15 protein-coding genes and 1 tRNA gene are annotated in these 22556 nt (G+C 67.1%); 11 read left to right on the top strand and 5 right to left on the bottom strand.

From position 1 onward, the window contains the following. The first annotated feature begins 95 nt into the window (after positions 1-95). The 5 genes from JOF45_RS08645 to JOF45_RS08625 are packed head-to-tail and all read left to right on the top strand — an operon-like array spanning position 96 to position 7416. The gene (locus JOF45_RS08645) at positions 96-2831 is read left to right on the top strand and encodes a Z1 domain-containing protein (RefSeq protein WP_210049106.1); all 2736 of its coding nucleotides are present in this window, start codon (positions 96-98) and stop codon (positions 2829-2831) included. Beyond that, positions 2828-3853: a PD-(D/E)XK motif protein gene (locus tag JOF45_RS08640; protein ID WP_210049104.1), complete on the top strand. Its 1026-nt coding sequence runs from the start codon at positions 2828-2830 to the stop codon at positions 3851-3853. Before JOF45_RS08645 ends, JOF45_RS08640 begins: the two co-directional genes overlap by 4 nt. Continuing rightward, positions 3850-5814: a hypothetical protein gene (locus tag JOF45_RS08635; protein WP_210049102.1), complete on the top strand. Its 1965-nt coding sequence runs from the start codon at positions 3850-3852 to the stop codon at positions 5812-5814. The genes JOF45_RS08640 and JOF45_RS08635 overlap by 4 nt, the downstream gene beginning before the upstream one ends. After that, positions 5807-6691 carry a hypothetical protein gene (locus tag JOF45_RS08630; protein ID WP_210049100.1) on the top strand — a complete coding sequence of 295 codons (885 nt, stop codon included), beginning with the start codon at positions 5807-5809 and terminating at the stop codon, positions 6689-6691. The genes JOF45_RS08635 and JOF45_RS08630 overlap by 8 nt, the downstream gene beginning before the upstream one ends. Then, positions 6691-7416, top strand: coding sequence for a DUF6339 family protein (locus tag JOF45_RS08625; protein WP_210049099.1), 726 nt, complete (start codon positions 6691-6693; stop codon positions 7414-7416). Before JOF45_RS08630 ends, JOF45_RS08625 begins: the two co-directional genes overlap by 1 nt. Positions 7417-7615: 199 nt before the next feature. Here the strand turns inward: JOF45_RS08625 and JOF45_RS08620 are convergent, their stop codons facing one another. Both JOF45_RS08620 and JOF45_RS08615 read right to left on the bottom strand, forming a co-directional pair. Beyond that, positions 7616-8857 (bottom strand): MFS transporter, encoded by a 1242-nt coding sequence (locus tag JOF45_RS08620; RefSeq protein WP_245324185.1) that lies wholly within the window; start codon positions 8855-8857, stop codon positions 7616-7618. A 105-nt stretch (positions 8858-8962) separates the two neighbouring features. Next, entirely contained in the window at positions 8963-10510 is a 1548-nt protein-coding gene (locus JOF45_RS08615) for a phosphotransferase (protein ID WP_210049098.1), read from the bottom strand. An 80-nt stretch (positions 10511-10590) separates the two neighbouring features. Between JOF45_RS08615 and nudC the strand changes: the two genes are divergently transcribed. Together nudC and JOF45_RS08605 are read left to right on the top strand one after the other, a co-directional pair. Continuing rightward, positions 10591-11667, top strand: coding sequence for an NAD(+) diphosphatase (nudC, locus tag JOF45_RS08610; protein WP_210049097.1), 1077 nt, complete (start codon positions 10591-10593; stop codon positions 11665-11667). Further along, positions 11664-13787 (top strand): ATP-dependent DNA helicase UvrD2, encoded by a 2124-nt coding sequence (locus tag JOF45_RS08605; protein WP_210049096.1) that lies wholly within the window; start codon positions 11664-11666, stop codon positions 13785-13787. Before nudC ends, JOF45_RS08605 begins: the two co-directional genes overlap by 4 nt. A 59-nt stretch (positions 13788-13846) precedes the next feature. On the opposite strand, the gene JOF45_RS08600 is transcribed toward JOF45_RS08605, so the two are convergent. Next, a complete protein-coding gene (locus JOF45_RS08600; protein ID WP_210049095.1) occupies positions 13847-14392 on the bottom strand; it encodes a M48 metallopeptidase family protein in 546 nt (181 codons plus the stop codon). Positions 14393-14464: 72 nt separating this feature from the next. Here JOF45_RS08600 and JOF45_RS08595 point away from each other — a divergent pair, with 72 nt between their 5' ends. Next, entirely contained in the window at positions 14465-15247 is a 783-nt protein-coding gene (locus JOF45_RS08595) for a hypothetical protein (RefSeq protein ID WP_210049094.1), read from the top strand. Here JOF45_RS08595 and JOF45_RS08590 read toward each other — a convergent pair. Beyond that, a complete protein-coding gene (locus JOF45_RS08590) occupies positions 15214-16752 on the bottom strand; it encodes a zinc-dependent metalloprotease (RefSeq protein WP_210049093.1) in 1539 nt (512 codons plus the stop codon). The genes JOF45_RS08595 and JOF45_RS08590 overlap by 34 nt on opposite strands. Before the next feature lie 135 nt (positions 16753-16887). On the opposite strand from JOF45_RS08590, the gene JOF45_RS08585 reads away from it, so the two are divergent. The 3 genes from JOF45_RS08585 (at position 16888) to JOF45_RS08575 (ending at position 21510) form a co-directional block, all read left to right on the top strand. After that, positions 16888-18042 carry a YlbL family protein gene (locus tag JOF45_RS08585; RefSeq protein ID WP_245324184.1) on the top strand — a complete coding sequence of 385 codons (1155 nt, stop codon included), beginning with the start codon at positions 16888-16890 and terminating at the stop codon, positions 18040-18042. Positions 18043-18181: 139 nt separating this feature from the next. Then, positions 18182-21331 (top strand): UPF0182 family membrane protein, encoded by a 3150-nt coding sequence (locus JOF45_RS08580; protein ID WP_210049090.1) that lies wholly within the window; start codon positions 18182-18184, stop codon positions 21329-21331. Between the two features lie 105 nt (positions 21332-21436). Next, positions 21437-21510 (top strand) — tRNA-Met (locus tag JOF45_RS08575). Between the two features lie 66 nt (positions 21511-21576). Here JOF45_RS08575 and JOF45_RS08570 read toward each other — a convergent pair. Continuing rightward, on the bottom strand, positions 21577-22503 hold the full coding sequence (locus JOF45_RS08570; RefSeq protein WP_210049088.1) for a LysR family transcriptional regulator: 927 nt from the start codon (positions 22501-22503) through the stop codon (positions 21577-21579). Positions 22504-22556 lie beyond the last annotated feature (53 nt).

Raw genomic sequence — 22556 nt, 5'->3', positions numbered from 1 at the left:
TGGTCACGTGCGTCACACAGCGAGATGGCACAGATCCATGTCCGAGGGAGCGGATATCGTCATCGTGATCGCTCGACCAGAGAGAGGGGACGCCCGTGACCAGCACTGAGACTGCCTCGGAGAAGTACCGCGAGGCTGCGCGGCAACAGGTAGAGATGATTCTGCAGCGGGATCGGGTCTCTCGGGTGGAGGCCTTCCGCAGAGCCGCTGACCAGTTCGGCGATCTCGGAGAGCTCGGAGAGGCGATCCAGCAGCTCTGGGATCAGTATGAGCAGGGGCTCCAGCTCGTCCCCACCAGCGAGAGTCAGATCCTCGATGAGAAGGTCGGCACCTGGTATGAAGGACCCCGCGAGGAAGAGGGCTACATCTGGGGCCGGCTGCGCCGCAGGATGGAGTCCGGCGGCCTCCGCGGCGCGGTGGATCAGATCGACAAGCATTCCACGGAGATCGTCGAGCGGCTCGCAGAGCCCGCGGCAGCGGATGCCCGCCGCCGCGGCCTCGTCATCGGCTACGTCCAGAGCGGCAAGACGGCCAGCTACGCCTCCGTGATCGCGAAGGCCGCTGACGCTCAGTACAAGATGGTCATCGTTCTGGCAGGCATCCACGGCAACCTCCGGAAGCAGACACAGATGCGCCTCGACTCCGACCTCGGGGTGGACGACGGCGCCTGGTACCGCATGACCGACGAGACGGCCGACATGGGCAAGGAGGCTGCCAACGCCAGAAGCCTGGTGAACAGCGGCCAGCGTCTTCTCGCCGTGGTCAAGAAGAACAAGACGAGGCTGCAGAACCTGGAAGCATTCCTCCGCGAGATTCCCGAAGAGCGGCGGCGGGACTACCCGATCCTTATCCTCGACGACGAGTCCGATCAGGCCTCGCCGGACTCAGCGGTGAAGGACGAAGAGATGTCCACCATTCACGAGAAGCTCCGCGACATCTGGTCTCTGGTGGGCAACGGAAGCTATGTCAGCTACACGGCCACGCCCTTCGCCAACCTCTTCATGGAGCCGGACTCGCCCGGGTCCCTCTACCCCAAAGACTTCATCCACGTCCTGCCTGAGCCGAAGGGCTACTTGGGGACGGCTCAGCTCTTCGGCTCCACGATCCGCAACGCTGATCCTGAGCACGGCGACGACTATCTGGATGTCGTGCGCTCGATCTCCGATGAGGACCGTGCCCGGGTGGTCCCACCCTCCAAGCGGAAGGGAGAGCATGCTGAACCCTTCGAGCCGGATGTTCCGCCGTCCCTGGAGGACGCCATCGTGTGGTTCATCCTCGCGACCGCCATCCGGCGCTTCAGGGGACAGGAGGACAAGCACTCGAGCATGCTGGTGCACACCACGCATAAGGTGGAGCCTCATTTCGCCCACAGGGACGCAATCGTCGAGTTCCTCGGTCAGCTGCGCGACGAGGTCAAGGTCCACGAGGACCTCAGCCGATTCCAGAGGATGTTCGTGGAGGAGGGAGACCGAGTCTCCGAGCTCCAGCCGGAGGACGCCGATCAGCTGACCTTCCGCCAGCTCGAGGGACCCATCCGAAGCGCTCTGACCGCAGTGCGCGTCTACGTGGACAACGGCTCGGAGAAGGAGGAGGAGAGGGTCTCCTACCGGGACAAGCCCCTGACCGCCATCATCGTGGGAGGCACGACCCTCTCCCGAGGCCTCACCCTCGAGGGTCTCTTCGTCTCCTACTTCGCGCGGCGCTCCGCCACCTATGACACCCTTCTCCAGATGGGCCGGTGGTTTGGCTTCCGACCGGGCTACGGCGACCTGGTCCGCCTGTGGCTCAGCGAGGGGCTCGCCGGCGACTATCAGTTCCTCGCAGACGTCGAGGCTCAGGTCCGCCAGGACATCGACATCATGCGTGAGAATGGGCAGACCCCCGAGCAGGTGGGCATCCGCGTCCAGCAGCACCCGGGGCGCCTCAGCATCACCGGCGCGGGCAAGATGAAGCATGTCGAGACTCTCCATCTCGGTCTGGAGGGACGGCGCGTCGAGACCAACACCTTCGACACCCGTCCTGAGATCCTGCGTGAGAACCTGCAGACGACCAGCGCCTTCCTCGGCTCCATGGCTGAGAGCGGACACTCGCCGGTGAAGGCTGCTGACGGCGGGTCCATCGTCTTCGAGGGTGTTCCCTACGAGGGCGTCCGCCGCTTCCTCGAGGGATACCGGCCGCACCGGACGCATCGCCTGCTCGAGGATGGTCAGGTGCTCCAGTGGCTGGACAAATGGGATTCAGAGGTGACGAAGGGCAGGATCCCCGCCGCGGGCCGTGAGAACCTCTGGAACGTCGTGGTGATGAGCGGCGGTCGCGATGCCCGATGGACGGCCGCCGGGCACGAGGTAGCGACGGTCAACCGTGCTCCGCTCCAGGAGGGCAAGAAGCCGAGCTCAATCTCGGATGATCCTGACGCAGTGGGGATCCGCGCGCTGATGTCGTCGCAGGATCATCTCGCGGACCTGCGGATTCTGAAGGAGGCCGGAACACCCGGATATGAGTCCCTACCGTCGCGCTGCTCTGAGAAGGAAGCCGCTGAGTATCGGCGGAGCCTGGCATCCGGGCGTGGACTGCTCGTCCTCTACCTCGTCGACAAGGATTCTGAGCCGCGGCAGAAGAAGGAGCAGACGACTCGTACGAAGATGAAGGCGGAGGATCATATCGCCGGATTCGGCATGATCTCACCTTCCGATCCGACGGGGCTTCAGCGTGACAACGAGGTCTACGTCGGGGTCGTCCCGCACTGGACCGAACCGGAGGAGGACGAGGACGAAGCTCCATCGCTGTTCGTTGACGATGAGGGTGACTACGTCGGAGAGGACCTCTCATGAGTCTCGCAGCCAATGTCGATCAGGCGTTCGAGCGAGCCGCCGGTGCAGGACCGGGGACTGTGCTCTCCGACGGAGGAGACGTCTTCAGCGTCGTCCCGGTGAGCGTCGAAGGCTCGGCGGAGGCCTTCTACCTCGCCACAGATGGGACGAACAGGGCGATCGCTTTTCTGAAGGTGGCGGAGAGCCGTGCCCGGGCATTCCGGATCAGCTCGGTGATCGACGTATCGGTCATGCAGATGCGCCTCTCCTCGGAGGGGGAGGATTCCTCGGGAAGCCATTTCCTGAAGCTGGAGTGCGAGCTGCCCACGCTGGACCTGGCCTTCCGGCGCTTCCTGGAGGACATCAGAGTGCGGATCGTCGATGGCGCTTCCGCAGATGGTGCTGTGGCGGAGGCGGCCCGGGACTGGCGGCGCCTCCTGGAGATGGCGAAGAGGCCCAAGACCGTTCCTGAGCTCGCTGCGATCTTCGGAGAGTTGAAGATGCTCCAGATGCTCGCTGAGGTGCACGGCCCCCAGGCAGCTGCATGGTGGAAGGGCTCAGACCGGGAGCGTCACGACTTTCGCAGCGACGCTGCGCGGATCGAGGTCAAGACCACGACGCAGGTGGGCGGGGACCGGGTGACGGTGCACGGTCTCGGCCAGCTGGACCCCGCCGGTCATGCCGTCTGCCACCTCGCCCTCGTCGAGGTGGAGGTCGCCCCTGAGGGTGACAGCGTCGACTCGCTCGTGCAGCGGCTGCTCGCTGTGGGCATCCCTGAGCAGCAGCTGACCGAGGCGCTGGAGGCATCCGACTATGTGGTGGGCAACGCGGAGCACAGCACCACGCGCTTCGCCGTGCGGCAGATCCGTTGGTGGCCCATCACAGAGGACAGCCCGGGACTGAAGGCTTCGCGCATCGACGGAGAGCTGCTGCTGGGAGTCTCAGACGTGACGTTCCAGATGTCGTTGGCGGCACTCGGCTCGCCGCTGACCGATGACGAGGGGCAGGCGGCGCTCAGAGCATTTGGGGAGGAAGCACGATGATCGCAGGGGTGACAGATCGCCGGGGCAGCCCGCTGGACCGGTACTCCAAACAGCACGACCACGGAGCGGTCAGCGGTCAGGGGCTCGGACGGCTGATGGGAGCGACCAAGCTCACCGTCGTCGAGCTACTCGTCCGAGAGACGATCCAGAACACCTGGGACGCGCGGTTGGAGGGCCGGCGTCCGGAGTATGGCGCATTTGCGCGCTTCATCCCTGAGCCCAGGGCCAGGACGCTGCGCGAAGAGGTATTCAGGGCCCTTCCGCCGACGTCGCCCCTGGAGGAGTCGCTGCGGCGTGCGAACTTCGCGACCCTCGAGGTCTACGACCGAGAGACAACCGGACTCGACGGACCGCTGGACCCGCGCAGCGACGCTGTGGACCACACCTCGAACTTCGTGAAGCTCGTCTTCACCATCGGCTCCACCAAGCAGGCGGGATCCGGAAGCGGAGGAACCTATGGGTTCGGCAAGACGGCCGCCTTCACCGCGGGAGCCTCCCGTTCGGTCGTCTACTGGACGGTCTGCCGGAACCCAGAGGGCGAGCTGGAGCACCGTCTGATCGGGGTGTGCCATGGAGACGACTACTCCGACGGCGGACACCGCTATACGGGAGTCCACTGGTGGGGTCGGATGAACGGCGGCTCCGGCCTGTCTCCCATCGTCGGGGAGGAGGCGAAGGCTCTCGGCGAGAAGCTCTTCTCCCGTCATTTCCAAGAGGGCGAGACCGGGACCTCGATCATGGTGATCGACCCGCTGGTGGCCAAGGAGGCCAGCGACGAGTCGGACGATCCGGAGGAGCACCATGAACGGCGCTTCGAAGGAGCAGGGCGGGTGCAGAACCGAGCGGACCTCATGGAGCTGCGCCGTCAGGTCGCCGCTGCCGCTGCCAAATTCGCCTGGCCCAAGCTGACGCCCCTTCCTGAGACGGGACAGCCTCCGATGAAGTTCCACATCGGCGGAGACGACGATCCCGATCCGGATGTGATCGCAGGAGCCCCAGACTTCGAGGCCTATAAGCACACGCTCAACGCACTGCGTGAGCATCAGCGCAAGGACGCCGCGGCTGAGTCGCAGACTACGATCCCCACTGCGGACGGGCAGCTTCTGAACATCGTCTGCTATCCGATCCGACGTCGCGGAGAAGGTCGGCTCCTGCATATCGGTGACCTCGCCGTGGCCCGGCAGCATCGGCTCATCGATCCGGGAGCTGACCATGACGCCCTGGCGACCAATGCGCTGTGCAATATGCGGCACGATGCTGAACTCGTGGTGGAGTATCTCGAGCGTCAGGAGATCGATGCGGATGCCTGGAACTGGTACGCCGTGTTTAAGCCGCGTGCGGAGTTCGATGCGCACTTCGCAGATGCTGAGCCTCCGGCCCATGACAGCTGGACCGCCGGTCACGCCACCGATCAGGAGGCGAGCATCACGGTCCAACGGGCGCAGCGCAGCGTGGATCAGAAGCTGAAGGAGTTCCTGCGCAGGCGTCGGAGCACGCCCAAGGTGGCCGGGCAGTCGACTCTGCGGGTGGCAGAGACTCTGCGCGGGTTCGTGCCGGAGACCATGACGGAGGACGCCGGCAGCAGCCGGAGCCGGCGGTCGACCGCTGGCCGGGATCCGAGGAACGGCCGGAAGGAGCTGGTCGTCCTGACCTCTGCCTCGCCGGTGGACGGAGTCGACGGCAGGCAGACCTTCGCCGTCGAGCTCGATGTGTCCGGAGATGATCCGTCGAGCCCGATCGGGCTCGCCCTGGAGGTCAGGGCACGCAGCGCTGTCGGCTACGAGGAGCTGGAGGAGCAGGATGTCCGCATCTGGCCTGTGGGATCGGAGGCGGTCACCCGAGGACCGCGGCACCAGCGTCAGGTCGAGCCGGGGGAGCGGGTGAGCCTCCGGGTCGAGGTGCCCCGCGGAACCGCCGTCGACCTCAACGTCACCGGAGAGAAGGTGACCGCTGATGCCTAGACAGGTCCTGTATCCCTACGCGCGTCTCTCACCTGAATCGGTGAGATGGTCCAGGTGGGGCTTCACCGTCGGAGACCAGATGGTCGTCGCGGAAGAGGTCGAGGAACATCTGGATCTGCACAGTGAGATGCACTTCAGCCTGTCGACCCTGATCGACGCTTCTTCGCTCGAGACAGCCGGCTATGCGCCGGAGCAGGTGCAGGTCGTCGGAGAGCTTCTGTCACCGGACACGAACCTGCGCCGAGTCGCCAAGAGCGGGCTCTCCTACGACGCTCACGGCAATCTCGGTGCACGCATCGGTATCTCTGCGGACGGGGCCGAACTCGGCCAGGAGATCCTCCTCGACGCGACGGTCATCGCTCACCATGACAACGCCGACTTCGGTCTGCCGGTGAGGCTCCAGGAGCGCCGCCGTCAGAAGATCACGGTGGGGGACAGGTCGCGCTTCCCGACAGTGGCCTATTCCTTCTCCGAGCTGCGCATGGCACAGGCTCCGTGGTTCCTGGAGGTGGACGCCTCTGAGCCGGAGGCTCCGATGAGCGTCCATGCGAAGCTGCACCTGAACACCGATTTCGAGGTGGTCGGGGCTCTCCTCGAAGGTTCCGCCCCGTCGGCGGTGGAGGCCTCGATGAAGGTCGATGTGGCGCGAGCGCTCATCCGGGAGGTCCGGTCCCTGGTGGACATGCTTGCTCGCGGCGATGCGATCGAGCGGTCCATCGAGCGCCATCCGGAGTCGCTGGTGGCGGCCGCCGACCAGATCGCCCGGAGCTGCATGTCGACCGGTCTGAAGGAGGCGCTGAAGCTGTTGGACGAGAACCCACGTGAGTTCGAGATGCGTCTCAGCGCGGGAACCGGCTACTGGAAGGGTGGTCTGTGATGGACGCTGGAACCGAAGCGCTGCTGCAGCGCCGGCTCAAGCCGGAGGCGGTGGAGCTGCGCTGGGCGGCTCTCCAGGACGGGCAGGTTCCTGCGCCGCTGGCTGTGGAATCGGATGAGTACACCGTGGATCCCACTGGCGGGACCGCCGTCGACGATGCCCAGCTGAGCGCGTTCAGGGCGGCTGTTCTGGCTGAGCTCGATGGAGTGCGCGGCGATGCGACCCGCGAGTTCGACCATCGGATGTCCCTGGCGCTGCGCAGGCACCTGCGCATCCTGCCAGCCGAGGCGGGGCGCGGCGACGTGTGGGACTACCTGACCTTCGTCGTCTTTCCTGATCTGGTCATCAGCCGCTTCGCGCCGAAGACTCGGGAGAGGTACAGGGGAGACAGCCGACGTCATGCTCTGCGCCGGCTCTGGCGGCGTGGACTCGTCCTCTCGCCACGGTTCCTCGGCGGCGACCACGGATTGGCGGAGGATGAGTTCGTGCAGATCTTGGAACGCCAGACGACCAGCCTCAGCCCGGCTCTGTCCGATGCCGTGGCCTCAGCGATCGTCGGCAGCGGCCTGACAGGAGGGGAGCGCCGTGAGTTCGCACGGCGCCTGATGAAGATCATCACCTACCGCACTGGCATGTACTGGCTCGGGGATGAAGACTCTGAGGCGCTCTCTCGGTTCGTGGATGCCTGCGCCGCGGAGGTCACACCCAGCAGCGAACCCTCCTGACCAGGCGCTTTCCGGTTATGCATGCGGTCGACTTCCGGTTTTGCATGGACTTGAGTTCCCGGTCTGCATGATCCCGTTACCGGATCTGCAGGCCTTTCGTTACCGCGTTTGCAGGGTTTTCGTTACCGGATCTGCAGATTCCCACGGTCTGCAGTCACCCGGGCGGGCCCACCAGGCAGGTCCGCACCCACCGGACCACTCACACCTTCTCGCCGGCCCGCTTGGTCAGGTAGATCGCATACAGGGTGATCACCAAGCCGAGCACAGCCGTGGTCGCACCGGCGAAGGCGGGGGCGCGGTAGCCCCAGCCGGCGGCGATGACTCCGGCGCCCATCATGGCGCCCATGGCGTTGGCAGCGTTGAACGCGGAGTGGTGGAAGCTGGCTGCCAGCTGCGGGGCCTTCGGGGCGGTGTCGATCAGGTGGGTCTGCATGGACGGGCCCAGGCAGCTGGCCGAGGAGCCGATCAGGAACAGTAGCAGCACCATCAGCCAGGGGATGTGGGCCACCAGTCCGAAGATCAGCATGAACGTGGCCACCAGGGCGATCGCGACCAGCACAGTGCCCAGCACTGACTTGTCCGAGGCCCAGCCGCCCACGAAGTTGCCGACCACCATGCCGAAGCCGAAGATGAACACCACCCAGGGCAGCACGCCTTCGCCCAGGCCGGTGACCTCCACCGTGATGTGGGAGATGTAGGAGTAGATCGCGAACATCCCGGAGAAGCCGACCATCGCCAGGGCGATGCCCACCCACAGCCGTTGGTTGGCCAGGCCGCTGAGCTCTCCGCGCATGGAAGCGCCCCGCGGGGCCTGCTGACGCGGAGCATAGACCCACACCGCCAGCATGGTCAGCACTGCGATCAGTGCCACCGCTGCGAACATCCAGCGCCAGCCGAAGGCCTGGCCGATCGCGGTCACCACTGGCACACCGGTCAGGTTGGCGATGGCGATCCCGGAGAGCACCACGGCGATCGCGCGGGCCCGCTTGGCCGGCCCGGCCATATGCGCGGCCATCAGCGCCGCTGTCGCAAAGTAGGCACCGTGGGGCAATCCGGAGAGGAACCGGCCCAGGAGCATGGACTCGAAGGTGGGTGCGAAGTAGCTGAACACGTGAGCACCGGCGAACAGAGCCAGCAGGAACAGCGCCCACGACTTCCGCTCCCGTTTGGCGCCCAGCAGGGACAGCACGGGGGCGCCGATCACCACACCGAGCGCATAGAAGGTGACCAGCATGCCGCCCTGGGCATTGGTCTGCTCGTTGATCTCGCCGAACAGGTCGGCCACAGCCTCGCGCTGCAGCCCCATGATGGCGAACTCGGTGACCCCGACCGCGAATCCTCCGACAGACAGCGCCAGGATGGCCAGGGCGATCTGCCGACGAGACATCCGCGGTTCGTCGAGATGCTCAGTGGTCTCCTGAGGAGGTGTCGGCTGCGCCAAGAAGTGTCCCCTTGCGGTGGTCGAGGTGGGTGGAGGCGTGGAACGTCTGGCACCAACCACAGCTCTGTGGGGATCATTCCCGCCCACGGCGGAACGTGAGGAATGCTACTGAGGAGGGCGCAGGCCCGGATGCCGCGAGTAGATGGACTCGCCGCCGGCCTCGGTCTCCTCGGTCTCCTCGGCCGCCTCAGCCGCCGACTCAGCAGAGCGTGCCGAGTTCGCCGACTGGGCCGGGAAGAAGTTCTTCTGCTTCGCCCGCTGCTCGGTCTGCTGATCAGGCTGGATCGGCAGCGATCCGGAGGTCGTGGCGGGCTCCGAGGCTGCCGCAGCCTCCTCCTCAGAGACTCGCGGGATGGCCCCGGTGGGCTCCTCCTCAGCAGGCACGGCGGGGAATTGACCGGTCGGCTCGTCATCCGGGTCGATCCAGCGCCCCTGGGGGACTTGGGGCACCTGGCCGGTGGGCTCGCCGTCGGCGTCGACCGCCTGCCTCTGTGTCGACCTGTCCTGTGTCGACTCGTCCTGCGCCGGCTGATCCTGCGCTGGCTGCTGCGCCGCGGACTGGTCGGCGGAGGAGTCGGTGATCACCGCAGGTTCGGCGTCGCCCTCGCCGGACTCAGCCCATCCGCCATGGTCGGCGACGGTGGCGTGGGCCCCGATCCGGGCCACCGGACGGGAATCCTGAGTCTCAGCAGGTGCCTTGACCTCTTCCTCCATGGGGGTCAGTGCGATGGGCTGACCGCCGTAGGTCTCGATGTCTGAGGCCAGCTGGTTCAGCAGCCCCAGCGCCTCATCCACCATCTCCTGGTTGTCGGTGGCCTTGCCCCGCACCAGCCACTGAGCCAATGCGAACTCCGCGGTCAGGGCGGCGCGGCGCATCAGGCAGGGATCGGGCGTCTCGGAGCGGTGCTGGCTGTAGGCCTGCAGCACCTGGTCCCGGAAGGCCGGTGCTCCTACGGCGGTCAGCCAGGCGAAGTCGTCGGCAGGGTCCCCGATGTGCAGATCGGTCCAGCCGGTCACGGCGACCACGCGCTCGCCCTCGATCAGCAGGCTGTCCTCGTGCAGGTCCCCGTGGGTGACGGTGGGTTCGAAGTCCCAGAGCTGCTGGTCCTCCATCGCGTGCTCCCAGCGCCGCAGCAGCAGCGAGGGGATCTGGCCTGTGGTGGCCGCCTGGTCGAGCTCGTTGAGGCGGCGCTGGCGGTAGCGCTCAGCCGAATAGCGCGGAAGGTCGGCGTGATCCACCACCGAATCGCTCAGGTCGTGGATCGCGGCGATGGTCCGTGCGATGTCATCGATCAGCCCGGCCGGGCCGTGGGTGAGCTCGGTCAGCCCCATCGAGGCGCCGGGAAGATGGTTATAGACGAAGGTGCGCATCTCGCCGCGGCGGACCGCACCGGCCACGCTGGGGACGCGGAAGGGAAGTTCGGCACGGATGGCGGTGGAGAAGCCGCGCAGCACCTGCAGCTCGGTCTCCAGGCGCATCGCCGCCTCCTGATGCTGAGGGGAGCGGATGCGCCACCGGTTGCCTTCGGCGTCGTGGACGATGGCAGCGGTGAAGTCCCGGGCGTCGTCAGCTGCTGCGGCCACCCCGGTGGGGGAGAGCCCGGGCACGGCTGCAGTGGCCATGGCGGCCAGTTCCATCGAGTTCCATCGCACGTCCACCAGCCTATGGGGCGTCATCCACAGAACGGGGGATTTCTGCGCGGGTGTCCCTCGGTGAGCGATACCGTAGAGGGATGCACTCTTCCGCCGGACTGTTCGCCCTGCCTCTTGCCGCACATCAGATCGATCGTCGGGATGCGGACAGGCGCCGGCAGGGCTGGCTGGATGAGGTCTGGTCTGACCCGCAGACCCGCGTGCTGCGGCTGAGGGACCGGAGCACACCGGTCAGCACCGACGACGCCGGCTCGCTCGCCATCCGCTTCAGCTCACCCTCGGAGATCGCAGCCCAGCCGCCCGAGGGGGCGGTCTACCTCGGCGAGGTCCAGGCCGGCGGCCCGGAGCTCCGCAGCCACGTAGTCGCCGTCCCGACGCCGGCCGCGGACACCCAGCCCGAGGCGGCGTCCCCGCCCGCCTCAGCAGCCCAACCCACCTCAGCCGAGGGCCCGGAGGACTGGGCTGATTTCCGGATGATCGGTGCGGCGCTGAATCCGATCGACGCCGCTCTGTTCACCCAGGCTTTGGCGGTCACCGCCTGGCACAGCTCGGCGCCCTTCTGTGCCCAGTGCGGCCACCGCACCGAGGTGCGGCACTCCGGCTGGATACGCTTCTGTCCCGGCTGTGAGGCCGAGACCTTCCCGCGCACGGACCCAGCGGTGATCACCGCCGTCGTCGATGACCAGGGGCGGATCCTGCTCGGCTCGGCCCACCGCTGGGAGGCCCATCGGTTCTCCACCTTCGCCGGCTTCGTGGAGGCCGGAGAATCTATGGAGGAGGCGGTGCTGCGCGAGGTCGGCGAAGAGGCCGGAGTGCGGGTCCGCTCCGTGCAGTACATGGGCTCCCAGTCCTGGCCCTTCCCGCGCTCGCTGATGCTGGGCTATATGGCGGTGGTCGAGGACCCCCGCCAGGCCTGCGCCGATGATGACGAGATCCGAGAGGTCCGCTGGTTCACCCGCGAGCAGCTGCATCGTGAGGTCGCCGCGGAGCGGCTGCGGATCCCACCCAGATCCTCGATCTCGCGTGCGCTGATCGACCACTGGTACGGCGGCGACGTCGCTCAGGACGAACCGGTCGCTGCCGAAACAGCCGAGCCTGACGAACCTGCCGGCACCGCTGAACCCCTTGCTGCCGAGACCTCCGAGGAGATCCGATGACCGCTGAAGAGGTGCTCGAGGGCCTCGACGAGGAACAGCGGCAGGCCGCCTCCACCCTGACCGGGCCGCTGTGCATCCTGGCTGGAGCCGGCACCGGTAAGACCCGTGCCATCACCCACCGGATCGCCTACGGCGTCCGGGCCGGGGTCTATGACCCTCACCGGCTGTTGGCCGTGACCTTCACCGCTCGGGCCGCCGCGGAGATGCGCTCCCGGCTGAACTCCCTGGGTGCCCCCGGGGTCCAGGCGCGTACGTTCCACGCCGCGGCCCTGCGTCAGCTGCAGTACTTCTGGCCGCTGGCCATCGGCGGCACGATGCCGCAGATCCTGGACCATAAGGTCCGTCTGCTGGCTGAGGCGGCCCGGCGTCTGCACATCACTACTGACCGCGCCTCGCTGCGCGACCTGGCCGGTGAGATCGAATGGGCCAAAGTCTCCACCCTGACCCCGGACTCCTACCTGGAGGTGGCAGAGGAGGGCGCCGGCCGTCCTGAGCCTGGGGGAGTGGATCACCGCACCTTCGCCAAGCTCTACCAGTCCTATGAGGATGTGAAGCTGGATAAGCACCTGATCGATTTCGAGGATGTGCTGCTGCTGACCGTGGGCATCCTGGAGGACGATGAGCGCGTGGCCGCCCAGGTCCGCCAGCAGTACCGGCACTTCGTGGTGGACGAGTATCAGGACGTCTCCCCGCTGCAGCAGCGTCTGCTGGATCTGTGGCTGGGCGGGCGCGAGGAGATCTGTGTGGTCGGCGACGCCGCCCAGACCATCTATTCCTTCACCGGTGCGACTCCGGACTTCCTGCTGAACTTCACCAGTCGCCACAAGGACGCCACCGTGGTCAAGCTCATCCGTGACTACCGCTCCACACCGGAGGTGGTCCAGCTGGCCAACACTCTGCTCTCCGACCGCACCCGGGAGCAGGCCCGACTCACCGACCCGCCGGCCTGGCCGGACCCGCTGCGCCTGGTCTCCCAGAAGAGCCACGGCCCCACCCCGCAGCTGACTCAGCACGCCGAGGACGACGCCGAGGCCTCCTGGATCGCTGAGCAGATCGGTGTGCTGCAGCAGCGTGGGGTGCCGCTGAGCGAGATCGCAGTCCTCTACCGCACCAACGGTCAGTCCCAGGCCTTCGAGCAGGCCCTGGCCCAGGCCGGCATCTCCTATCAGCTGCGCGGCTCGGAACGGTTCTTCTCCCGGGCCGAGGTCCGGGAGGCGCTCGCCGCGCTGCGCACCTCCTCGCTGGTGGAGGAGGGCGGGGACACCGTCCCGGAGGCGGTGCGCGCCGTGCTCTCCTCCCACGGCTGGCGGCGCGAGGCTCCGGAGACCACCGGTGCCGTGCGTGAACGGTGGGAATCCATGGCTGCTCTGGTCTCGCTGGCCGACCAGCTCGACGCCGAGCGCGAGGACTTCACCATGAAGGCCTTCTTGGCAGAGCTGGAGGAGCGTTCGGCCGCCCAGCACGCCCCCACGGTGGAAGGCGTGACCCTGGCTTCGCTGCACTCGGCCAAGGGCCTGGAATGGGACGCGGTGTTCCTGGCCGGCCTGAACGAGGGGCTGATGCCCATCACCTTCGCCAAGGAGCAGAAGGAGATCGATGAGGAGCGTCGTCTCTTCTATGTGGGGATCACCCGTGCCAGGACCTACCTGTCCATGTCCTCGGCCAGCTCTCGGCATTCGGGGGGACGCGGCAAGCGCCAGCCCTCCCGATTCCTGCGTCCGCTGCGCCAGGAGCTCGGCCTGGAGGAGCCCACGCGCCGCATCGCCCCGAGCTCAGGCTCGAAGAATCCCAACTCCTCGGCGCGATCCAAGAAGACAGCTACCTGCTCCAGCTGCGGGACTGTGCTCAGCGTGCCGACAGAGGTCAAGCGCCGTCGCTGCTCCGAATGTCCGGCCCGCTACGACGAGGCCCTCTTCGAGCGGCTGCGTGAGTGGCGCTCCGCTCAGGCCAAGGAGCTGGAGGTCCCGGCCTTCATGGTCTTCACCGACGCGACGCTCGAAGTCATCGCAGAGAAGCGTCCGCGCTCGGACGAGGAGCTGCTGAAGGTCCCCGGCGTGGGCAGGAGCAAGCTGGAGAAGCATGGAGAATCGGTCAAGCAGGTGCTCGCCGACTCGCTGTGACAGCCCGGCAGCGGGACGGCGGATCAGCCGAGCAGAGGCCGTTCAGCTGGCTGAGCGGATCAGCTGTTCCCCTGCTGCCGCTGAGCGAAGCTGACGCCCTCCAGGAAGGCGTCGGCCTCCTTGGTGCGCGGATACCGCTCCACCAGACGGCGGAAGGCTGGGCCGTGGCCGGACTCGATCAGATGCGCCAACTCGTGGACCAACACCCCGTCCTGGACCCAGCCCGGCATCTGCTTCAGGCGTGATGAGAGCCGGATGGTGCCCTGGGACGAGGTGGTGGATCCCCACCGCGAGTTCTGGCGGTCCGACCAGCGCACGCTGACCGGGCGGACGGCGTCGTCGAAGTACGTCGCGGAGAGCTCCAAGGCCCGTCGCATCAGATCCTCATCGCTGCGTCCGGAACCGGAGGCCTTCTTCCGCAGCTTCTGTTGGAAGGCGCGGGCATGCTCCTCCAGCTGCCCCTTGCCCAGGCGCAGCGGAACCCGCAGGCGCAGCGTCCCACCCACCAGGTCGGCGCTGATGGTCCGCTTGCGCTTGGCCGACCGGATGACGATGACCTCCTGGCCATCGATCATCTGCCGTTCTTCACCTTCTCTGTACGCCATGGGGACCAGCCTAATTCTCGAGCCTGTGGACAACCGGACGCAGCAGGAGCCCGACTCTGCCACGATGAGGTCATGGACCTTCACCCACGACGTCGGCTGGCCGCAGTCCTGGTGGACGGCTTGGGCCCGGTGGGCGCGCGCACCGCGCTCGCCCTGGCCGAGGCCGGCGTCGGGACTCTGCTGCTGCGCGACGGCGCACCGGTCACCGCCCAGCAGGTGGGGGACCCGTACCTGAGTATCCACCACGGACTGCCGCGCAGCACGGCTGTGAAGGATCTGCTGGACCGCGCGGCACACTCCGCCAGAGCTGAGGGAAGTCCTCCTGCGGTCGTGGAGTGTCCGGGGGACATGCGCCCGGTGGGAACCGATGTCTGCGTGCTGGACCTCGGCCTTCAGAAGGACCTCAGTATTCAGGAGGACCTCGGCCTGGCCGCTCAGCACGCCAGTCTGGTCATGCCGGTCACCGGCGGCCCCTCGGTGGGGGAAGCGATGATCGGTCCGCTGATGGCCCATCCGGCTGCGTCCCAGCCGGCTGCGCCGGAGGGCTTCGCCTGCGCAGGATGCTGGGAACTCAGCGCCGGACCGGATCCCCGTGATCAGAGCGCCAGTGACCAGACCAGCGTCGACCAGACCACCGGTTCCCGGGGACAGTCCGGAGAGGATCGGCTGCTCCACCAGATCGCCGCCGGACTCATCGCCCGGCAGCTGCTGATCCTGGTGGAGGCGCAGCACCGGCCCGCGCTCGCTGAGCACAGCCTGGTGCTCACCGCCGACGGCGGAGCGGACCGGCGTCCGGCCCCGGTGCACCCGGAGTGCCCGTGTCAGCTGGTCTCGCCGGAACCCTTGCCGTCGTAGCCGCCGTCGAGCAGCTTCTGCAGCTCCTCGTCGATCTTGGCCGACTCCTCTTCCCGCTCCTTGCGGCGGGTCTGGTAGCCCTGCGGGTCGTCCAGGTCCTGCTCATCCGGCTGGACATCCGGGTGGGACCAGACATCGTCGCGTCCGGACATGCCCTCGCTCTGGCGCAGGTGGGCCCACAGTGCGGCGGCGTCGTGGAGACGGCGCGGCCGCAGCTCCAGGCCGACCAATGCGGCGAAGGTGTTCTCCGCCGGTCCGCCGGTCGCGCGGCGCCGGTTCATGGTCTCGCGCAGCCTGGGCAGCGACTCCAGATGCTCGGCCGCCTGCGAGACGACGTCGTCCACCCAGCCCTCGATCAGGGCCAGCGTGGTCTCGATCCGCTTCAGCGCCGCCTCCTGCATGGGGGTGCGCTCCGGGGTGAACAGGCCCTCGCCGAGGACATCCTGCATAGCCTGCGGGTTGCTGGGGTCGATCTGGGAGGCGGCCTCTTCGATCCGGCTCATATCGATGTGGATGCCGGCCGCGTACTGAGCCACGGCGTTGAAGAGATCCTGCTCCAGCCAGGGGGAGCGGCTGAAGAGCCGCATCCGGGCGGCCTCGCGCAGAGCCAGGAACAGCAGGATCTCTCGGGGGTCGACCTGCAGGCCCTCGCCGAACTCGCGGACGTTCTTGGGCAGCAGCGCCATGGAGTGGCCGGCCAGCGGAAGCCCGATGTCCGAGGATCCGTGGACCTCCTTGGCCAGCTCGCCCACAGCCTGACCCAGCTGCATGCCGAAGGCCATGCCGCCCATCGATTCGATCATGCCGGTGATCTGCTGGGATCCGGCGCCGCCCATCATGGACGCGATCTCCGGAGGCATCGAGCCGCCCTGCTCATCCAGCTGCTCCTTCAGCGCGCCCGAGAGCGCCTTGGAGACGGATTCGGCGACAGGTTCGGTCAGCCGCTTCCAGGAGTCGAAGGTCTCCTCCACCCACTGGGCGCGGGACCAGGCGTGGCCGATGGCACCGGGGCTCTCGAAGGCTGTGGCTCCGTCGAGCCACATCTCGGCCAGGCGCAGCGCGTCATCGATCTCCCGACGCTCGGCGGAGGAGACGCTGGGATCGTCTCCGGAGGCGGCCTGGCGGGCTGCCTGCCGCGCCATGGTCCAGTTGACCGGGCCCTGGTCCTCCTCCGAGGGGTTCTGCATGGCAGAGAACATCGCCTGCACCTGGCCCATGATCTGCTGCATCATCTGCGGGTCCATGGGCATGCCCATCTGGGAGGGGTCGAAGCCCGGGGGCATGCCGGGGAAGCCGCCGGTCTGATCGCCGGATCCGCCCTGTCCCTGGCCTGGGTTTCCGGTGAAGCCCATGGAGGGGCCGCGGCCGGCGGAGCCGCCGGCGTCGGCGTCGTCTCCCTGACCGGGCATCTGGCCCCCGAAGAGCTGCTTGAAGAACTCCTCCATGGGGTCCTGCGGGTTCTCGCCGTCGCCGGATCCCTGGTTGTTCCGGTTGTTCTCGCTCATCGGACGCTCCCTGCTCGTGGTCGATTCGCAGATGGATGAGACACCAGCGTAGCGAGGGCGCAGGGCCCCTGTCTCTGCGCGGATGCCCCAGTTCGCCAGGGGATGAAGGTCAGTGAGAGAATGTCGCAGATCACTATGTCCGAGCGCCCAGAGACCCCTGCCTCCCCGTACGGCTCCTTCGTGCGTGCGCCCAGCGCAGAGCCGCCGACGACGCCCTCGCGTTCCTGGACGCTGCGCCGGACGGTCAAGACCGCGGCCGGCCTCTCGGCTCTGGTTCTCGGGCTGACCTCCCTGACGCTGCCCAGTCCCTATCTTCTGGAGGCTCCAGGGCCCATCTTCAACACCACCGGTGAGACCGAGGATGAGCCTGTGATCACGGTGGAGGGCGCAGACACCTATGACACTGAGGGCACACTGAGCCTGACCACCGTCTACGTCAGCGGCGAACCGACCAATACGGTGCGCGTCCCCGATGTGGTGGCCGGCTGGCTCTCACCGAGCACCGACATCATGCCTCATGAGCTGGTCTACCCCTCCGGCACCACCGCCGATGAGGTGCAGCAGAGGAACACTCAGGCCATGGCCAGCTCTCAGGATCTCGCCCTGGCGGCGGCTCTGGAGGAGCTGGGGATGGACTACCGCCAGCAGCTCGACATCCTGGACTTCGCCCCAGAGGCTGAGGAGGCCGGCGCCGCGGAGGTCCTCCAGGTCGGAGACCAGGTCGTCGCCGCTGGGGGAGAGGAGATCACCGGTCTGGAAGGTATGCGGGCGGCGGTGAACGATGCCGCAGGTCAGCCGGTAGAATTGACGGTGATCCGCGACGGCGAGGAGATCGACGTCGAGGTCCCCACGTATCAGGAGGCCGACGGCGAATATTATGTCGGCATCATGCTCCAGGGAGACTTCGATTTCCCCGTGGACGTGGACATCCAGCTGGAGAACGTGGGCGGACCTTCCGCCGGTCTCATGTTCAGCCTGGGGATCGTGGATGCGATGACCGAGGAGTCCATGACCGGCGGCGAGCAGTGGTCCGGGACCGGAACCGTGGATCCGGACGGGACCGTCGGGCCCATCGGGGGCATCGCCCAGAAGGCGGTCGGATCGCAGGACCAGGGTGCTCAGCACTTCCTGGTTCCGCGGGACAACTGCGCGGAGCTGGAGGGCCGAGTCCCTGACGGGCTGCAGACCTACGGCGTCGAGGACGTCGCCGAGGCTCGGCAGATCGTCGAGGCGGTCCGCGACGGCGACGATGACTTCCTGGCAGGGCTGGAACCCTGCGGAACTGAATAGGCAGCACTGAGACCGCAGCACCGAGAAAGCAGCACCGAGACTGCTGCACTGAACATCGCACTACTGAATACGGCAGCACCAACAACCACACCACGCGTCCCGGCTCGCACCTGGTCCGGGAGGCGAAGAGAGGGTAGACGTGAGTTTCTCTCAGGGATTCGGTTCATCGAACCCCTTCGGAGGGTCGGGGAGCCTGTTCGGCTCCGGCTCCGGCAGGAACAACGATGACGACAGCGGCTCCGGCCGCGGAGGGTCCGGCGGCGGCTTCGGCGGCTTCGGCGGAGGGGGCGGCAGCAGCGACTCCGGCGAACGCACCGGCCCGCGCCGTCCCTCCGCGCTGATCATCACCATTGTGATCATCGCGGCGCTGATCGGTGCCTTCATGGTCTTCTCCGGCTTCTACGCGGAGATCCAGTGGTACAACCACCTGGGCTACTCCGAGGTCTTCTGGACCGAGCGGCTGGCCCGGATCAGCATCTTCGTCGTCGCCTTCCTGCTGATGGGCTTCCTGGTCTGGCTGAGCCTGTGGCTGGCGTTCCGGAACCGCCCGCAGAATCTGAGGGGCCAGGTCAACGATTCGGTGGCCCGCTACCAGAAGTCCTTGGACTCCATGCGGCGTCTGGTGATGCTGGGTCTGCCTGCGCTGATGGGTGTCTTCGCCGGCACCACCGCTCAGGGCGCCTGGGAGACGGTGCTGCTGTTCATCAATCAGGAGCCCTTCGGCGCAGCTGATCCGGAGTTCGGCCTGGACTTCGGCTTCTTCGTCTTCACCCTGCCCTTCCTGGGCTTCCTCAACGGCTTCCTGATCTCAGCGGTCCTGGTGGCCGGTATCGCCGGCATCCTCTGCCACTACCTCTACGGCGGCATCCGGATCGAACAGTCCGGCAAGTTCGTCGTGGAGAAGGCCGCCCGCTGGCACATCGCCGTCACCGGTGCAGTCTTCCTGCTGCTGCAGGGCGTGAACTGGTGGATGGACCGCTACGCCACGCTGCAGGATCAGGGCGGCAACTGGGCCGGTGCCATGTACACCGACGTCAACGCGGTCATCCCCGCACAGACCATCCTGGCGGTGGCCGCGGCCGTCGTCGCACTGGTCTTCATCCTGACCGCTGTGACCGGCCGGTGGCGCTTCAGCATCATCGGTGCGGCCATGCTGGTGGTCACCGCCGTCATCGGTGGTGCGCTCTACCCGTTCCTGGTCCAGGAGTACCAAGTCCAGCCGTCCGAGCGGACTCTGGAGACCCCCTACATCGAGCGGAACATGGAGATGACCCGCTTGGCCTACGGTCTCGATGAGCTCGAGCAGAGCGACTACGACGCCGAGATGGTGGCCGAGGAGGGGGCGCTGGCTGAGGACGGCGCCAACACTGAGAACATCCGTCTGCTGGACCCGAACCTGGTCTCTGCGGCCTTCGGCCAGTTCCAGCAGTTCCGTCAGTACTACTCCTTCCCGGAGACGCTGAGCTTCGACCGCTACGACCTCGACGGCGACACTCATGACACCGTCATCGCCGCCCGTGAGGTCAACGTCGCCGACGATGCCTCCTGGGTCAACCAGCACCTGATCTACACCCACGGCTACGGCCTGGTGGCGGCCAACGCCTCCACGGTCACCCCGGAGGGCCGGCCCGACTTCACCCTGCAGGGCATCCCCACCCACGGTGAGCTGGCCAGCGACGAGGACTACGAGCCGCGCATCTACTTCGGGGAGAACTCCCCGGAGTACTCGATCGTGGGTGCCCCCGAGGGTGCTGACCCGATGGAGCTGGACCGCCCGGCATCGGCCGACTCGGACCAGGACACCGTCTACACCTTCTCCGGCGACGGCGGGCCGTCGGTGGGCAACATCTTCAACCGGCTGGTCTATGCGATCCAGTTCCAGTCCCCGGAGATCCTGCTCTCCGGCGATATGAACGAAGAGTCCCAGATCCTCTACGACCGTCAGCCCAGGGAGCGTGTCGAGAAGGTCGCACCGTTCCTGGAGGTCGATCAGAACATCTACCCGGCGATCGTCGGTGACCGGGTGAAGTGGATCGTCGAGGGCTACACCACCTCGGACGCGTTCCCGTACTCGACCCAGCAGCAGCTGGAGTCGGCCACCACGGATGCTCTGACCCAGGGCGGACAGGTGCTGACCGGCAACGTGAACTACATCCGCAACTCGGTCAAGGCCACTGTCGATGCCTATGACGGTTCGGTGGAGCTTTACGCATGGGACACCGAGGACCCGATTCTGCAGTCCTGGGAGAACATCTTCCCGGGCACTCTGCAGCCCTACTCGGAGATGAGCGCCGAGCTCATGGATCACGTCCGCTATCCCGAGGACATGTTCCGCGTGCAGCGCGCCCTGCTGGGTGAGTACCACGTGACCGATCCGGGCACCTTCTACGAGGGCAACGACGCCTGGTCGGTTCCGGACGATCCGACCAGCGAGGGCGAGAACTCGGTGGCCCAGCCCCCGTACTACATGACTCTGCGGATGCCGGAGCAGGAGGAGGAGAGCTTCTCCCTGACCGGTACCTTCATTCCGCAGGTGGCTGAGGGTGCTCAGCAGCGCAACGTGCTCTACGGCTTCCTCGCCGCCTCCGGCGACGCCGGCACCGGCGAGGACGGCGTGAAGCACGACGACTATGGTCAGCTGCGTCTGCTCGAGCTGCCGCGTGACACCGCAGTTCCCGGCCCGGGCCAGACCCAGGCGAACTTCGACTCCAACGCGCAGATCTCCCAGCAGCTGAACCTGCTGCGTCAGGGAGCCTCCGAGGTGATCAACGGCAACATGATCACCCTGCCCGCCGGCGACGGCATCCTGTATGTCCAGCCGGTCTATGTCCAGTCCACCGGCACCGCGGCGGCATACCCGGCGCTGCGCCACGTGCTGGTGGCCTACGGCGAGGAGGTCGGCTTCGCCGACACCCTGGGCGAGGCGCTGGACCAGGTCTTCGGAGGCGAGTCCGGCGCTGCGGTCGCTGAGGGCGCCGGCGTCGAGGGTGAGGCTGTCGACGACGACCTCGAGCTGCCTGAGGGCGAGGAGGGCGCCGTCGAGGACGGTGCCGAGCAGGAGCCGGCCCCTGAGGAGGACGAGGAGGCTGCCCCTGAGGAGGAGGACGAGGAGCAGGCCGATGCGCCGGCAGCCGGAGACGGCGACCTCGACTCCATCCGTGACGAGGTCCTCGACGCCTGGGAGGACTCCCAGGAGGCCTTCGAGACGGGAGACTGGGGCGCCTACGGCGAGGCCCAGGAGCGCCTGTCCGAGGCCCTGGCTGAGCTCGAAGCGCTGAACGGCGAGTGACGATGTCGAGCGGTGCGGTCAGGATCACATCCTGGCCGCGCCGCTCGATTTTGCATAACGTTCATAAGCTTGTAAGCTATATAAGTCCCGCTCAGGGAAACCCAACGCGGGGTGGAGCAGTTCGGTAGCTCGCCGGGCTCATAACCCGGAGGTCGCAAGTTCAAATCTTGCCCCCGCAACGAGAAAGAAGAAGGCCCTCGCCAGTACGGCGGGGGCCTTCTTTGTGTCGGGGCCTGAATCGTCCCTCAGAGGGGACGGCGGACCTCCTCGGCGGCTCGGCTGACCAGGGCCTCCATCGTCTCCGCCAGCAGGGACCAGCCCTCGGAGCCGCGGCGCATCACCATCAGCACGGTCCGCACCGGCGCGCTGGGCCCGGAGAGCGGCACTCGCACGACGCCGGAGTGGGTGGGTGCCATCCGCGGCATGAAGGACACCCCCAGCCCCGCCGCCACCAGAGAGGAGACGGCGGTCCAGTCCTGGGCGTGATGGCCCTCTGAAGGCGTGAATCCCGCTTTGGCGCAGTGTTCCAGGATCTCCTGTCGAGAGCCCTGTCCGGGGGAGCCGAGAATCCATCGCTCGTCTGACACCTCCACCAGGTCGATGTCCCCGTGCTCTGCCGCCAGCGGATGGTTCTGGGAGATGATCAGGTCCACCGGCTCGACCACCAGACGGCGCACGGTGAAGCGCGGATGGTCCGTGGGCGGAGTGTGGGGGCCGGCCGGCATCACCACCAGGTCCGCCTCCCGGGAGACCAGCAGCCGTTGGGCGTTGGCCGGCTCCGCCTCCCGCAGCAGCCAGGTGCTCTGCGGGTGCTGCTCCTGCCAGGCGGCCAGTGCGGGCACCGCGATGGCCGAGACCGCGAAGACATGGGCAGCGATCCGCACCTGACCGACCTGTGGGTCAGCCGCATCGAACAGCGCGCTGCGGGCACGCTCCTCAGCGGCATGCAGATGCGGCGCCTCCCGGACCAAGGCCTGGGCGGCGTCGGTGAGCTCCACCTGCCGTCCCCGTCGTCGCAGCAGAGGGGTTCCCAGGTCTGCGGAGAGCCGCTGCAGCTGACGCGAGATGCCGCTGGCGTTGCGTCCCAGGACATCGGCGGCTGCGTTGACTCCGCCGTAGTGGGAGACGGCCTCCAGCAGGGGCAGGGCATCGTCGATCAGTCGGGCGGCCATGGCCCCAGTCAACCATTGCACACCCGGCAACGGAATGCCCTGCATCAGTGCCG

It is taken from the genome of Nesterenkonia lacusekhoensis, from assembly GCF_017876395.1.
GTDB classification, from domain to species: Bacteria; Actinomycetota; Actinomycetes; order Actinomycetales; family Micrococcaceae; genus Nesterenkonia; species Nesterenkonia lacusekhoensis.
Note: the sequence above shows the minus strand (reverse complement) of the source record. Positions and strands in the feature narration are given on the sequence as shown.

Excerpts from the sequence above, each read along its gene's own strand:
- JOF45_RS08590 (WP_210049093.1), bottom strand. The coding sequence starts at position 16,752 with ATGAGCGAGAACAACCGGAACAACCAGGGATCCGGCGACGGCGAGAAC.
- JOF45_RS08595 (WP_210049094.1), top strand. The coding sequence starts at position 14,465 with ATGGACCTTCACCCACGACGTCGGCTGGCCGCAGTCCTGGTGGACGGC.
- JOF45_RS08570 (WP_210049088.1), bottom strand. The coding sequence starts at position 22,503 with ATGGCCGCCCGACTGATCGACGATGCCCTGCCCCTGCTGGAGGCCGTC.
- JOF45_RS08605 (WP_210049096.1), top strand. The coding sequence starts at position 11,664 with ATGACCGCTGAAGAGGTGCTCGAGGGCCTCGACGAGGAACAGCGGCAG.
- JOF45_RS08635 (WP_210049102.1), top strand. The coding sequence starts at position 3,850 with ATGATCGCAGGGGTGACAGATCGCCGGGGCAGCCCGCTGGACCGGTAC.
- JOF45_RS08600 (WP_210049095.1), bottom strand. The coding sequence starts at position 14,392 with ATGGCGTACAGAGAAGGTGAAGAACGGCAGATGATCGATGGCCAGGAG.
- JOF45_RS08585 (WP_245324184.1), top strand. The coding sequence starts at position 16,888 with ATGTCCGAGCGCCCAGAGACCCCTGCCTCCCCGTACGGCTCCTTCGTG.
- JOF45_RS08640 (WP_210049104.1), top strand. The coding sequence starts at position 2,828 with ATGAGTCTCGCAGCCAATGTCGATCAGGCGTTCGAGCGAGCCGCCGGT.
- JOF45_RS08625 (WP_210049099.1), top strand. The coding sequence starts at position 6,691 with ATGGACGCTGGAACCGAAGCGCTGCTGCAGCGCCGGCTCAAGCCGGAG.
- nudC (WP_210049097.1), top strand. The coding sequence starts at position 10,591 with ATGCACTCTTCCGCCGGACTGTTCGCCCTGCCTCTTGCCGCACATCAG.
- JOF45_RS08630 (WP_210049100.1), top strand. The coding sequence starts at position 5,807 with ATGCCTAGACAGGTCCTGTATCCCTACGCGCGTCTCTCACCTGAATCG.